The 13,056-nt window shown below is 59.5% G+C and carries 13 protein-coding genes; 1 reads left to right on the forward strand and 12 read right to left on the reverse strand.

The genetic code is table 11. The annotated features are described in order from the left end of the window. Positions 1–241: 241 nt before the first annotated feature. Positions 242–493 carry a DUF3077 domain-containing protein gene (locus tag GYA94_RS08455; protein WP_110678793.1) on the reverse strand — a complete coding sequence of 84 codons (252 nt, stop codon included), beginning with the start codon at positions 491–493 and terminating at the stop codon, positions 242–244. A gap of 19 nt (positions 494–512) precedes the next feature. Next, positions 513–710 (reverse strand): hypothetical protein, encoded by a 198-nt coding sequence (locus tag GYA94_RS08460; RefSeq protein WP_174824176.1) that lies wholly within the window; start codon positions 708–710, stop codon positions 513–515. A 447-nt stretch (positions 711–1,157) separates the two neighbouring features. Here GYA94_RS08460 and GYA94_RS08465 point away from each other — a divergent pair, with 447 nt between their 5' ends. Next, a complete protein-coding gene (locus tag GYA94_RS08465) occupies positions 1,158–1,940 on the forward strand; it encodes an RHS repeat-associated core domain-containing protein (RefSeq protein WP_161892123.1) in 783 nt (260 codons plus the stop codon). Between the two features lie 108 nt (positions 1,941–2,048). Here the strand turns inward: GYA94_RS08465 and GYA94_RS08470 are convergent, their stop codons facing one another. The 10 genes from GYA94_RS08470 to hmpA all read right to left on the reverse strand — a co-directional run bounded on the left by GYA94_RS08470 (position 2,049) and on the right by hmpA (position 12,950). Continuing rightward, positions 2,049–2,432 carry a YkgJ family cysteine cluster protein gene (locus GYA94_RS08470; protein ID WP_029886718.1) on the reverse strand — a complete coding sequence of 128 codons (384 nt, stop codon included), beginning with the start codon at positions 2,430–2,432 and terminating at the stop codon, positions 2,049–2,051. Positions 2,433–2,558: 126 nt separating this feature from the next. Then, positions 2,559–3,686: a hypothetical protein gene (locus GYA94_RS08475; RefSeq protein ID WP_110678789.1), complete on the reverse strand. Its 1,128-nt coding sequence runs from the start codon at positions 3,684–3,686 to the stop codon at positions 2,559–2,561. A gap of 196 nt (positions 3,687–3,882) precedes the next feature. Continuing rightward, on the reverse strand, positions 3,883–5,091 hold the full coding sequence (alaC, locus tag GYA94_RS08480; protein WP_054911420.1) for an alanine transaminase: 1,209 nt from the start codon (positions 5,089–5,091) through the stop codon (positions 3,883–3,885). A 337-nt stretch (positions 5,092–5,428) separates the two neighbouring features. Then, positions 5,429–6,316: a heme o synthase gene (gene cyoE / locus GYA94_RS08485; protein ID WP_029886721.1), complete on the reverse strand. Its 888-nt coding sequence runs from the start codon at positions 6,314–6,316 to the stop codon at positions 5,429–5,431. Between the two features lie 11 nt (positions 6,317–6,327). Beyond that, positions 6,328–6,660: a cytochrome o ubiquinol oxidase subunit IV gene (gene cyoD, locus GYA94_RS08490; protein WP_003248599.1), complete on the reverse strand. Its 333-nt coding sequence runs from the start codon at positions 6,658–6,660 to the stop codon at positions 6,328–6,330. Beyond that, entirely contained in the window at positions 6,660–7,286 is a 627-nt protein-coding gene (gene cyoC / locus GYA94_RS08495; RefSeq protein ID WP_029886722.1) for a cytochrome o ubiquinol oxidase subunit III, read from the reverse strand. The genes cyoD and cyoC overlap by 1 nt, the downstream gene beginning before the upstream one ends. Positions 7,287–7,289: 3 nt before the next feature. Further along, complete coding sequence (gene cyoB / locus GYA94_RS08500) at positions 7,290–9,308, reverse strand: cytochrome o ubiquinol oxidase subunit I (protein ID WP_110678787.1); 2,019 nt, start codon at positions 9,306–9,308, stop codon at positions 7,290–7,292. Positions 9,309–9,311: 3 nt separating this feature from the next. Beyond that, positions 9,312–10,253: a ubiquinol oxidase subunit II gene (cyoA, locus tag GYA94_RS08505; RefSeq protein WP_054890292.1), complete on the reverse strand. Its 942-nt coding sequence runs from the start codon at positions 10,251–10,253 to the stop codon at positions 9,312–9,314. 557 nt (positions 10,254–10,810) lie between these two features. Then, positions 10,811–11,317: a disulfide bond formation protein B gene (locus GYA94_RS08510; RefSeq protein ID WP_009685199.1), complete on the reverse strand. Its 507-nt coding sequence runs from the start codon at positions 11,315–11,317 to the stop codon at positions 10,811–10,813. Between the two features lie 457 nt (positions 11,318–11,774). After that, the gene (gene hmpA, locus GYA94_RS08515; protein WP_161892124.1) at positions 11,775–12,950 is read right to left on the reverse strand and encodes an NO-inducible flavohemoprotein; all 1,176 of its coding nucleotides are present in this window, start codon (positions 12,948–12,950) and stop codon (positions 11,775–11,777) included. Between the last annotated feature and the right edge of the window lie 106 nt (positions 12,951–13,056).

Here is a 13,056-nt window from a genome sequence, read left to right on the forward strand (position 1 = left end):
CGCGGCCGCCTTGTTCGTACGACGCGATTTTGAGGCATGCACCAAGGCGTTCGCGCGCAAATCCCACAGGAATAATTGGCCCGAAACAAACGTAGGAGCGAGCGCAGCTCGCGATGCGCCGCGCGGGCGGCGCTCGCTCTAACAGGCGCTGCATACCTTGTGGCAAACACCTGTCAGCCCTGATGCGCCCCCCGTGGGCTGGCTTCCCGGCGATGGGCCGCAGAGCGGCCCCAAAAATCGCTCAGGCGCCGCGATTCAACCCCACTTCCATATCATTGATCAGCGCCTTGGCCATGGCACTGAGAATCCGCGCCGCGCTGCCGGCGATCTTGTCGCCCTCCATCTCGGCCTCTTCGTTCAGGTGCTTGATGCAGCCGATCAGCACCGACAATTCATCGAATGCCAGGTCGAGCGGCACACCCGGCTCTACCCGATACAGCTCAAGAAATTTCTCCACGCCTGCAGTGGTGCGGGACTTGAGGTGGTCGCTCATGCCTTGGCCTCCTGCTCTTTCATGTGGGCCAGCAGGCTTGTAACAGGTCGGTTTGGGCTGACATCGCTTCCAGCAGGCTGGAGCGCACGGCTGGGGCTTCGGCGTCGAGGTATTGGAGAATGGTGCCGGAGAGGTGGTCCATGACCTGGGTGGCCTGGGACTTGGCGGCTTGGTAGGTAACGTCAGTAATGGGTGTATCAGGTACAAGTCTTTTCATAGTCATCTCGGAAATATTTTCAGAGGCAACCACTCGCATCCTTCTCACAGATAAGGTGGCAGCCGTACGCGAGGTGAGAAGACCGTGTCCGAGGTTTCACGGCCAGACCGAAGTCTGCACGCGCACGGCTGCCATAACTGGCAAGCCATCTCGAAACACCGGGCTTCTCACACCCGATCGCCATTTGTGGCGACGCTGGAACGTTATCTCTGAGGTTCCTACTTGCCTATCAGACGGCATCCGACTGAGCTCGTAGGATAATTCCTAATCCCTGGCAACCTGAAGCATTTGGTTTCAAGTTCAGAATCTTCTTACAGCTGGTGATCCTTTCGCGGGCATGCCCGCTCCCACCATGCCAGCAGGGCCTGACAAAAATGCCAGTTGTGACTGCCCACAAACTGAGACAGTGTTGAACTCGGTTTTCTAACGGCGGAGCCATTGATCGTGATGACCCAGTTGTTCGACGAGAACGCCCACCTACAAATGAAACGGCGTAGCAACCAGACAGAAATGACGTACACAGCCTACGGCCTGCACACTGTCTCTGATTCAACGACTCCGACCCTTGCCTACAATGGTGAATTTCAAGACACGCTGTCTCAGCTTTATCTACTTGGGAATGGTCATCGCCCCTACAACAGTCGATTGATGAGATTCAACACGCCGGACGCAGAAAGTCCATTTTCGCTGGGCGGGATCAATAGCTATTGCTATTGCATCGGCGACCCAATTAACTTTTCGGACCCAAGCGGAAAAACTCGCACCCCATTTGGTCCGGCAAATTCCTTACAACGTCGCCACGGAGGTAATCCCACTCTCCGAGAATCTTCGAGGTTACGTCAGCGTGAAGCATTACTTAAGCGTCAAGCTAGACTTGCCGATGCGAACGCGAGACGAGACGCACAAGCGGCTCAAGACTTGGCAACATTTGCGGAAAAAGCCAGGGCGGCGATAAACAGTACAAACGATGCGATCCATCGACAAATTTATAGTGCTGTCGCCGATTTGAATCAGCAGCAGCGATCGTATCTAGTTGCTCACAGCGCGGACAACCGGGCACTTGAATTATCATTTTTGAATGAAGCTGAACGATTGGCTGAAACCCGAACTGCCCTACTTCTGACCGAATACGAAAACGTGCCCTTGCCACAGGTAAATCCACCAGCCATACCGGTACCGACCCTAGCCACATCGATTCGGCGAACGACTGTCCGAGGAGTCAATTCATGAAATCCGACGAAAAAATCAAATCAGTCGTAGGGCTCGAATGGAACAGCTGCCTGAATACTTTTCTCAACTTTGGGTGGCAGCATCATTCGCGTTGTGCCCAGAGAAATTTCAGGCCACCTCGGCCCCGTCATCCGGCCAATGCGGCTCGTTGGCCCCAGGCGGTGTCAGCGGTGGCAGGCCATATGCTGCTCGGGCGGCGTCACAGCTGGGGTTATGCACCCCACCCTCCCACGACGCCTCGAACTCACGGCAGGGGCTGGAGCGGTTGGCATAAATGGTACAGGCCACCTCTTTGCCGACCTCGCCCTGAAGGGCGATACAGCGGCACGGCTTGGCATCGGTGCCGATCATGGCCACACGGGTAGGGTTGACCTGCACCACCAGGTCATCCGGGACAACGCCCCCGGCAGACTGGCATTCGCCCCAGAAGAAAGACACACGGAAGTACCCGCAGCAGGCGCCGCAGTCAAGGCAAGGGTTGTATTCGGACATGATGGCACGGAGGGAAGGTTGTTGTTATCGGGTCTGGCCCGCGGCGCCATTCTCAGTCCAAGCAGGGGCGGCTGGATAGAGGGGCAATGCAAAAAAAATTGCCGCTGATCCGGCCGCCTGGCAACGCTAGCAGATGGCTTTGTAGGTGTCGGCGTCCCAGCGCTGCAAGGCCAGGCCCGTGCTGGGTTCGTAGGCTGCACCCTGCACCTCGCTGAAGCGCATGGGCGCTTGGCCACAGTGCACCAGGCGGTCGTCCTTCTCACCCTCGGTGATCACGGTATAGGACGCCTTTCGCATGGCCTGGTACTGGTCGTCTGCCGCCGCCATTTGCTGGTGATACTGCATCAGCTGGCTGTCGGTCAACGCCAGGCGCTTGCCCAACTGCACACCCCAGCGGGCCAGGCAGACTTCGGCAAAGTGGCGAACGATCAACCCCGGCTCAGCCAACACCTTGCCCGCGCCCGCGCCGTCAAGCGATGCGTTGCCTACCAGCGTGGCGTGCCGGCCAGGCATTGGATAGATGCAGATGCGTGTAGTGCTCGCCACGGCAGGAACCACGCAGGCAAACCCTTTGGAACGCTCATCCCGTGAATAGAACCCCACGTACTCCTTCACGTTGCCGGTCAGGCTGACCCGCTGCTGCTGCACATTGCCAACGCCCGGTACCGGGTCGATGGCAAAGATGTTCACCGGTATGTCGCGCAGTACAGGGTCTTGTGCCATGGCATTGGCCAGCATGTGGCAACTGATCCCTCCCCTGCTCCAGCCCACCAGGTTGACCTGGGTCGGCAGGCGCGGCTTGCGGAACATGCTGATGATGCCCTCCTGCAATTGCTGCGGTGTGGGGTGGCGGGCGCCGTAGCTGTAGTTGCGCCAGAACCATGAGGCCGCAGACCCGGCATCCGGTATCGGCACCCCGGCTTGCTTCAGCCGCTCGTATTCTTCCTTGCTCAGTTCGTTGCGCTGCCAGTTGCTTTCGCCTTTGATCACCTGCAGCACGTGGTTGACGTTTTCTTCCCAGCCGCGGCCAAACAGCTGCCCGGTCCAGTTGTAATAGCCACCAGGTTCCACGAACAGGTTGTCATCCTGAAGGTTGCCGCTGCCTGGACCATCCACAGCAATCCAATGGGCGAACTCGTGGCCCTGCTCGTTGCTGGCCAGGGTCGAAACCAGCTCGCCGTTCCAGAAGTTGGGGTTGGCGTGGTCGAAGCGGTGCGAGCCGGTGCCGCAGAAATAGGCGGTGAAGACACTCATGGGGGATCCCTTCGGTGAGAAATGAGTGCCGAAGGTAGGTTGGCTGAGGCTTGGAATGCAGGCGGAAAGCTCGCCCGGCTGAAGATCCTGGGGCTGCTTTGCAGCCCTTTCGCGACACAAGGCCGCTCCTACCGGTACAGCGCAGCTTTCGGATGCTGCGTGGTCCCTGTGGGAGCGGCCTTGGGTGGCGATGGCCTTACTTGCGGGCCAGCCCGTCAGCCCGGAACATCTGCCGGATGCCGCGGATGGCCTGGCGAATGCGGTCCTGGTTCTCGATCAGGGCAAAGCGCACATGATCATCGCCGTAATCACCAAAACCGATGCCCGGCGACACGCATACCTTGGCCTCGGCCAGCAGCTTCTTGGAAAACTCCAGCGACCCCAGGTGCGCATACGCTGGCGGAATCTTCGCCCATACGTACATCGACGCCTTGGGGTTCTCGACCATCCAGCCCAGCTCGTGCAGGCCTTTGACCAGCAGGTTGCGGCGCTGGCGGTACTGCTCGGCAATGTCGCGCACGCACTGCTGGTCGCCTTCCAGGGCAGCGATGGCCGCCACCTGCAGCGGGGTGAAGGTGCCGTAGTCGTGGTAGCTCTTGATCCGCGCCAGCGCATTGACCAGCTCGGGGTTGCCGACCATGAAGCCAATGCGCCAACCCGCCATGTTGTAGCTTTTGGACAGGGTGAAGAACTCCACCGCAATGTCCTTGGCGCCCGGCACCTGCATGATCGACGGGGCTTTCCAGCCGTCATAGACGATGTCGGCATAGGCCAGGTCATGCACCACCAGCACACCATACTGCTTGGCCAGTGCCACCACACGCTCGAAGAAGTCCAGCTCTACGCACTGCGCGGTGGGGTTGGACGGGAAGCCAAGGATCATCATCTTCGGCTTGGGTATCGACTCGCGAATGGCGCGCTCAAGCTCGTTGAAGAAGTCCACCCCCGGCACCAGCGGCACGGAGCGCACCTGGGCGCCGGCGATCACCGCGCCGTAGATGTGGATCGGGTAGCTGGGGTTGGGCACCAGCACGGTGTCGCCCTGGTCGAGGGTGGCGAGCATCAGGTGCGCCAGGCCTTCCTTCGAACCGATGGTGACAATGGCTTCGCTCTCCGGGTCGATGTCGACTTCGTAGCGTTCCTTGTACCAGTTGGCGATGGCCCGGCGCAGGCGCGGAATACCGCGCGAGGTGGAATAGCCGTGGGTGTCTTCACGCTGGGCAACCTGCACCAGCTTCTCGACAATGTGCGGCGGCGTGGCGCCATCGGGGTTACCCATGCTCAGGTCGATGATGTCCTCGCCACGGCGGCGGGCAGCCATCTTGAGCTCGGCAGTGATGTTGAAGACGTAAGGGGGGAGACGATCGATGCGCGCAAAGCGGCGCGGCGAACCTGGGTTGGCCATGGTTTCCTCTGAGAACGTAAGCGCCCGGAACCGTCCGAGCGACGCTGGCCGATATGGCGGCCTGGATCAGAAGATAGTGCCGAGACAGGATACCTGTAAAGGACAAAATCCTGTTTTTCTAGATTTTTTCAGAAGTATTTTTTGAAAATACAGGATTTATGTTTTCCTGCGCTGGCCTCTTCGCGGGCTCGCCCGCTCCCACAGGGTTACCCGCAGCCCCTGGGACCTGCGCCGTACCTGTGGGAGCGGGCAAGCCCGCGAAAAGGCCGGAACAGGAAAAACACCCATAAAAAAACCCCGGCACATGGCCAGGGTTTTCGTGAAACAGGCAGCTATTTCAGCGTGCGTATGTCATCAGCACGTCCGCAGCAGTTTGGCTGTCCACACCCATCATCACGCTCAGGGCAGTGACGGTGAGGATGGAGAAGCCGAACACCTTGCGCGCCCACTTGCTGTCGTCCTCGGCCTTGTAGCCACCCCAGGCCATGTACAGCCAGTACAGGCCCATGGCAGCTGCCACGGCCAGGTAGCCGAGGCCGGCGTAACCGCCGAGGGTGAGCATCAAGGTAGCGAGCACGAAAGCCAGTACGTACAGCACGATCTGCTTCTTCGCCGCCAGAATGCCGCGCGCCACCGGTAGCACCGGAATGTTGGCAGCGCTGTAATCCTTGAAGCGGAAGATGGCAATGGCAAAGCTGTGCGGCATTTGCCACAGGCTGAACATCACCAGCAGGGTTACCGCAGCCAGGTCGAAGCTGTTGCTCACGGCGCAGTAACCGATCACCGGGGGCATGGCACCCGACAGGCTGCCGACCAAGGTGCCGTGCACCGACTTGCGCTTCAGCCACAGGCTGTAGAAGCCGACGTAGACGACGAACCCTACTGCTGCGCAGAACGCCGACAGCGGGTTGGCCTGGACATACAGCAGGCTGAAACCCGCCACCCCAAGCAGGGTGGCGTAGATCAGCGCGAGGGGCAGCGACATGCCGCCCTGAACCATCACGCGGTTCTTGGTGCGCTCCATCTTGTGGTCGATGTCACGGTCGATGCAGTTGTTGAACACGCACCCGGACGCCACCACCAGCGAAGTACCGATCACCGCCGCCAGGAACAGGGCGAAATCCACATGGCCCTTCGAGGCAAGGAAGAAACCGCCTGCCACGGAAAGCACGTTACCGAAAATGATCCCCGGTTTGGTGATTTGGATAAAGTGCTTAACGGACATGCAGTCTTACCTCACTTGGCCAGCATTTCGAAGTGGATGCTGAACATGATCCACAGCGACAGGCCGACCAGCAGTGCGATCACCAGCGTGGTGAACAGGAACGTCGATACGTTGTTGCGTTGCTCTTTCGAGCGGTCCATGTGCAGGAAGTACACCAGGTGCACAACCACCTGGATCACGGCCATGGCAACGATGATCAGAACGGTCAGGTTCTTCGGCAGGCTGGCGGTCATGGCCAGGCCGAACGGGATCGCGGTCAGGATGATCGACAGTACGAAACCGATCATGTACGACTTGACGCTGCCGTGATTACCTTCGTGATGAGTGTCGTGTGCGTTAGCCATTACAGAACCCCCAGCAGGTAAACGACGGTAAATACGCAGATCCAGACCACGTCCAGGAAGTGCCAGAACAGGCTCAGGCAGCTCATGCGGGTCTTGGCGGTCGGCGTGATGCCGTGCTTGTTGATCTGGTACATCATGATTGCCATCCAGATCAGACCAGCAGTCACGTGCAGGCCGTGGGTACCTACCAGGGCAAAGAAGCCCGACAGGAAGCCACTGCGCTGCGGGCCGAAGCCCTCGCCGATCAGGTGATGGAATTCATAGATTTCCATCGCGATGAAGCCTGCACCGAACAGGAAGGTCACAGCCAACCAGCCCAGCACACCTGCTTTCTTGCCATCGAACATCTTCAGCATGGCGAAGCCGAAGGTGATCGAGGACAGCAGCAGGAACAGCGTTTCAACAGCTACGAAGTCGAGCTGGAAGATGTCGTGACCCGACGGGCCGCCGGCAAAACTGCCGGACAGCACCGCGTAGGTGGCGAAGAGCGACGCAAACAGGATGCAGTCGGTCATCAGGTACAGCCAGAAACCCAGTACGGTCATCTGGCCCGAGTCGTGGTGGTGGTCGTCATGCCCATGGTCGTGACCATGAGCTGCGCCGCCGTGCATTACTTGACTGGACATTGATTACACCCGCTCAAACGATTCGACACGTGCGCCGGCAGGCAGAGCACCTGCATTGGCCAGCGCTTTCATACGCTCGCCTTCGATGCGCGCCACTTCTTCGGCCGGAACCATGTAGCCCTGGTCGTCACGTGCAGCGTGGCGAACGAAGACCGCGATGGTTGCAACCAGGCTCGCGCCCACCAGCCACCAGATGTGCCAGATGAAAGCGAAGCCGAAGACGGTCAGGAACAGGCCCATGAACAGACCGGTAGCAGTGTTGCTCGGCATGTGGATGGCTTCGTACTTGGCCGGAACCTTGTACGCAACGCCTTCTTCCTTGGCTTCGTGCCAGCAGTCCAGGCCAACTTTCTCAGGCATGTGAGCGAAGTTGTAGAACGGAGGTGGCGAAGAAGTCGACCATTCCAGGGTACGGCCGCCCCATGGGTCGCCGGTCACGTCCAGGTTCTGGTTGCGGTCGCGGACCGAAACGTACAGCTGGATCAGCTGGCAAGCGATACCGAACAGGATCAGCACGGCGCCGACAACGGCTACGTACAGGTAGGGTTCCCACAGTGGGTTGTCGGAGTGGTTCAGACGACGGGTCATGCCCATGAAGCCCAGGGCGTACAGCGGCATGAACGCAACGTAGAAGCCCGACAGCCAGAACCAGAAGGCAGCTTTGCCCCACTTCTCGTTCAGGGTGAAGCCGAAGGCTTTCGGGAACCAGAAGGCGAAGCCGGCGATGTAGCCGAATACCGCGCCACCGATGATCACGTTGTGGAAGTGCGCAATAACGAACAGGCTGTTGTGCAGAACGAAGTCAGCACCTGGAACGGCCAGCAGTACGCCGGTCATGCCACCGATGGAGAAGGTGACCATGAAGCCCAGGGTCCAGAGCATCGGCGGGGTGAAGCGCACGCGGCCCTGGTACATGGTGAACAGCCAGTTGAACAGCTTCACACCGGTCGGGATGGAGATCAGCATCGTCGCCAGGCCGAAGAAGGTGTTGACGCTGGCGCCGGCACCCATGGTGAAGAAGTGGTGCAGCCATACCGCAAAGCCAAGGATGGCGATCGCGCCCGATGCGTAGATCATCGAGTGGTGGCCGAACAGGCGTTTGCCAGAGAACGTCGAAGTCACTTCCGAGAACACGCCGAAGGCCGGCAGGATCAGGATGTAAACCTCAGGGTGACCCCACGCCCAGAACAGGTTGACGTACATCATCGGGTTCCCACCAAGCTCGTTGGTGAAAATGTGGAAGTCCAGATAACGGTCAACAGTCAGCAGCGCGAGTGCAGCAGTCAGGATCGGGAACGATGCAACGATCAGGACGTTGGCCCAGGTGCAGGTCCAGGTGAAGATCGGCATGTCCATCAGCTTCATGCCAGGTGCGCGCATCTTCATCACGGTGACGAGGAAGTTCACGCCGGTAAGCGTCGTACCCAATCCGGATAGCTGTAGCGCCCAGATATAGTAATCGACACCTACCCCAGGGCTGTACTGGATGCCTGCGAGCGGCGGATAGGCAACCCAGCCGGTCTTGGCGAATTCACCAACGCCCAGCGAAATGTTGACCAGCAGCACGCCTGCCAGCAGCAGGTAGAAGCTCAGGGAGTTCAGGAACGGGAAGGCAACGTCACGTGCACCGATCTGCAGAGGAACCGCCAGGTTCATCAGGCCGGTGAAGAACGGCATCGCCATGAAGATGATCATGATCACACCGTGGGCGGTGAAGATCTGGTCATAGTGTTCAGGCGGCAGGTAGCCTTCGGAGCCACCGGTTGCGGCAGCCAGCTGGGTACGCATCATGATGGCGTCGGCAAAACCGCGCAGCAGCATGACCATCGCGACGATGATGTACATCACGCCGATCTTTTTGTGGTCGACAGTAGTCAGCCACTCGCTCCACAAGTAGGTCCACTTGCGGAAATAGGTGATAAGACCGACGACAGCGATACCGCCGAGCGCGATCATGGCAAGCGTCACCATGACTATCGGCTCGTGATAGGGTATCGCCTCCAGGCTTAATTTACCGAACATCTCTTACTCCTCTGCACCGGCAGCTGGTTGCATACTCGATTCCACACCCTTGGTTGTGGCCAGATCTTTGCTGCCAGCTTCTTCGTGGCTACGGCCGCGGTTCATGCCTTCGTACTTGTCTACGATCAGCTGGAACTGCTCTGGCGATGCCTCGCTATACAGCGCGACTGGGTTGTTTTCGCTTGGTTTGGCCAAGGCTTCGTATTCGGCCTTGTCCAGCTTCTTCGGCGACTGCTTGACCTCGGCGACCCACTTGTCGAAGTCTTCCTGGGAAGTGGCAGTAGCCTTGAATTTCATGCCGGTGAAGCCAGCACCGCTGTAGTTGGCGCTGATACCGTCGAATTCGCCGTTTTCGTTGGCGATCAGGTGCAGCTTGGTGGTCATGCCGGCCATGGCGTAGATCTGGCCGCCCAGGCCCGGGATGAAGAACGAGTTCATCACGGCGTCGGAGGTGACGCGGAAGTTGACCGGGGTGTTAGCCGGGAAGACGATCTTGTTGACCGTGGCAATGCCCTGCTCCGGGTAGATGAACAGCCACTTCCAGTCCAGCGCGACCACGTCGATCTGTACCGGCTTGACGTCGGAGTCCAGCGGACGGTACGGATCCAGCTTGTGGGTGGACTTGTAGGTGACGTAACCCAGGGCGATGATGATCAGGATCGGGATGATCCACACCGCGGCCTCGATCTTGGTCGAGTGCGACCAGTCAGGGGTGTAGGTGGCAGCCTTGTTGGAAGCACGGTACTTCCAGGCGAACGCCAGGGTCATGATGATGACGGGCACCACCACCAGCAGCATAAGCCCGGTAGCGATCAGGATCAGGTTCTTTTGCTCAATGCCGACCTGGCCCTTCGGGTCGAGCAGGGTCCAGTTGCACCCACTGAGTAAAAGCATGCCTAAAAAGGGCAATATGCCAAACAGTCTGGGGTAACGCTTTTTACTCATCTCACGACCTCTAGATCAGCTTGCTTCAATGCAATTTGTGTTTTGGTAGCCAACACTTCGTCCTGCCAAGTGAGGCATGTCGCGCCCGTACTCGCTCCTGCCTGGGTCTGACTGCAGGACCTTGGCTCAAGCGGGTTAGCGGTGCTTTTGGTTTCGTAGGCAACAGGCCTGTACTTCAGACCAAGTCCATTTGGTGCGGGAAAACGCGGAGGGGGGTCCGCCCGGTATCGCCGTTGGGCGAAACTTGACGAAGTCAGCAAAAAGAAGCGCTGGGGCTTCCTTCAATCCTGCGACTCGCAAGCAGTGCCGAACGGGAATTGGGGGCGATTGTAGTTAGGTCGCCAACCCTTGACTATGACTTATTGAGCAACAGTCTTTTACAGAATCTGCAACAATGGCGACTGATTATTCAACTTCGCGACAGTTTGTCGCACCCCGCTTGCCAGGCCTCAAAGCCGCATGCTGCAAGGCTTTGAGATTGATCCAGATCAAGCGGGCGGCAACTTTTCCCTGTTCTCGCGGGCTGTAAAAGACCCCACGCAAATCGGGACTTTTGTCTAAGCCTGGCGGCGGTTTCGGTAGATGCCGAGCGGCACCAGCACAGCGGTCAGAACGAAGGCTACCAGCGCCCATTGCGCCAGCGACAAACCGAGGATCGGCGGGTATGGCGTGCTGCAGAAGCCGTCGACCTGGAATGCCAAGGGCCACAGCTTGGCCAGCGGCAGGTCATCGACGATCGGCTGGAGCGTATCGATACCACAACTGACCATCGGGTTGGCGAGTATATACACATGGTTGCCAGCCGCAATCATTCCGCCAATGGCACTGAGCACGACCAGGGCCTCGAAGAACGTCAGGCTACGGCGCCCGGGCATGGCCGCCGCGATGAACGCGAACACAGCAATGAACAGCAGTGCGTAGCGCTGCAGGATGCACAACGGGCACGGCGCCTCGCCCAGTACCACCTGCATGTAGAGCGCGCCGCCGATCAGCGAAATGCAGATCAGGCCCAGCAGCACCAGAAAGCGCCGTTCCCGATTCAGGCGCGATGTTTGTTCGTTCATTACCGGTTCCTTCGATGGAAAGTGGCAGCGTGGTCCGCCTGCCCTGGCGCAAGTCTACACGCTGAGCGGGGCCTGTGAGCGTGCCGAGGAAGCGGCGTGATAGCACTGCGCAGGGCTATCCGGTGTGGCTGAGACCGGCCAGAACGAGGTCGGTTCAACGGCGGGCGGCAAAAAACCACTGCCCGGGCGCCGCGCAGGGGCAAGCCCCTCGACACCCGGGAGTGAAGGATACCGTGATTAAAGGATGATTAAGAATGAAAGCGGCGCTGGTGCTTTCATCTTTCCTTTATATATAGGCAGAAAGGTGTGATGCGTGGCATGCCGCTGGAAATGCATAAGCCTGGGCCGGCCCTATCGCCGGCAAGCCGGCTCCCACAGGGAACATTACAAGCCCCAAAACCTGCTCAGTCCCCGTGGGAGCCGGCTTGCCGGCGATAGGGCCGGTACGGCCACTACCTCACTCCAGCGCCGCTGCCGGCCCGAAGAACTCGTAGCGGCTCTGCTGTTCCGGCACGCCCAGGCCCTTGAGCTGGCGCTTGACCGCCGCCATGAAGCCCTTCGGCCCAAGGAAGTACGCATCCACGTCCCGTTCACGCGGCAGCCACTCGGCCAGCAGGTCTTCGCTCAGCACGCCCACGGCATCGGCCGCACCACCATCCGCCTCGGCATAGCAGTAGAAGCGCTTGAGCTGCGGGTGGCGCGCCGCCAGGCCATCGATCCAGTCGCGGAAGGCATGCACCGCACCATTGCGTGCGCAGTGAATGAAATGCACCTGACGCCCGGTGTGCAGGGCGGCCTGCAGCATCGCCAGCGTCGGGGTAATGCCCACACCGCCACTGATCAGTACCAGCGGCTTGGCACTGGCTGCCAGGGTGAAGTCACCTGCTGGCGGGAACAGTTGCAGGGTATCGCCAACCTGCAACTGGTCATGCAGGTAGTTGGACACCTTGCCGCCCGCCTCGCGCTTGACGCTGATGCGGTACTCCTTGCCGTCGCACAACGCCGACAGCGAATAGTTGCGGCGCTGTTCGGCACCGTCGATGTTCAGTTTCAGGCCAATGTACTGCCCGGGCTCGGCCATGAGCACCGGTTTGCCGTCTACAGGGGCGAAGTAGAACGAAACGATTTCGCTGCTTTCCTGTTCGCGGCGCACCAGGCGGAACTCGCGGGTCCCGCGCCAGCCACCCTCGGCCGCTTCCTTTTGCTGGTAAAGGTTTTCTTCGGCACCGATCAGGATGTCGGCCAACTGACCATAGGCAGCCCCCCAAGCCTCGATCACCGCCGGGGTGGCAATGTCCTTGCCCAGCACTTCCTCGATGGCGCGCAGCAGGCAACTGCCGACGATAGGGTAGTGCTCCGGCAGAATCTGCAGGGCGACGTGCTTGTTGATGATCTGCCCGACCAGGCCGCCCAGTTGCTCCAGCTGGTCGATGTGGCGGGCATACATCAGCACGCCGTTGGCCAGCGCGCGCGGCTGGTCGCCACTGGCCTGGTGGGCCTGGTTGAACAGCGGACGCACTTCGGGGTACTCGCTGAGCATCATCTTGTAAAAGTGAGTGGTCAGCGCTTCCCCGCCGCTTTCCAGCAGTGGAACAGTGGCCTTGATGATCGCACGTTGGTCGGCATTGAGCATTGCGGTGACTCCTGGGCCTAGGGCTTCAAATGATGCCTAAGTCATTACACCAATCGTGCCAACTCAAATTTCCAACTAAATCAATCAGTTGAGACTTACCATGTCA

Origin of the sequence: Pseudomonas juntendi, assembly GCF_009932375.1 — a bacterium.
Classification (GTDB): Bacteria; Pseudomonadota; Gammaproteobacteria; order Pseudomonadales; family Pseudomonadaceae; genus Aquipseudomonas; species Aquipseudomonas juntendi.

Coding starts and splice junctions, on each gene's coding strand:
- GYA94_RS08510 (WP_009685199.1), bottom strand. CDS start 11,317: ATGAACGAACAAACATCGCGCCTGAATCGGGAACGGCGCTTTCTGGTG.
- GYA94_RS08470 (WP_029886718.1), bottom strand. CDS start 2,432: ATGTCCGAATACAACCCTTGCCTTGACTGCGGCGCCTGCTGCGGGTAC.
- GYA94_RS08460 (WP_174824176.1), bottom strand. CDS start 710: ATGAAAAGACTTGTACCTGATACACCCATTACTGACGTTACCTACCAA.
- GYA94_RS08455 (WP_110678793.1), bottom strand. CDS start 493: ATGAGCGACCACCTCAAGTCCCGCACCACTGCAGGCGTGGAGAAATTT.
- cyoB (WP_110678787.1), bottom strand. CDS start 9,308: ATGTTCGGTAAATTAAGCCTGGAGGCGATACCCTATCACGAGCCGATA.
- cyoE (WP_029886721.1), bottom strand. CDS start 6,316: ATGTCCGTTAAGCACTTTATCCAAATCACCAAACCGGGGATCATTTTC.
- GYA94_RS08465 (WP_161892123.1), top strand. CDS start 1,158: ATGACCCAGTTGTTCGACGAGAACGCCCACCTACAAATGAAACGGCGT.
- GYA94_RS08475 (WP_110678789.1), bottom strand. CDS start 3,686: ATGAGTGTCTTCACCGCCTATTTCTGCGGCACCGGCTCGCACCGCTTC.
- hmpA (WP_161892124.1), bottom strand. CDS start 12,950: ATGCTCAATGCCGACCAACGTGCGATCATCAAGGCCACTGTTCCACTG.
- alaC (WP_054911420.1), bottom strand. CDS start 5,091: ATGGCCAACCCAGGTTCGCCGCGCCGCTTTGCGCGCATCGATCGTCTC.
- cyoC (WP_029886722.1), bottom strand. CDS start 7,286: ATGTCCAGTCAAGTAATGCACGGCGGCGCAGCTCATGGTCACGACCAT.
- cyoA (WP_054890292.1), bottom strand. CDS start 10,253: ATGAGTAAAAAGCGTTACCCCAGACTGTTTGGCATATTGCCCTTTTTA.
- cyoD (WP_003248599.1), bottom strand. CDS start 6,660: ATGGCTAACGCACACGACACTCATCACGAAGGTAATCACGGCAGCGTC.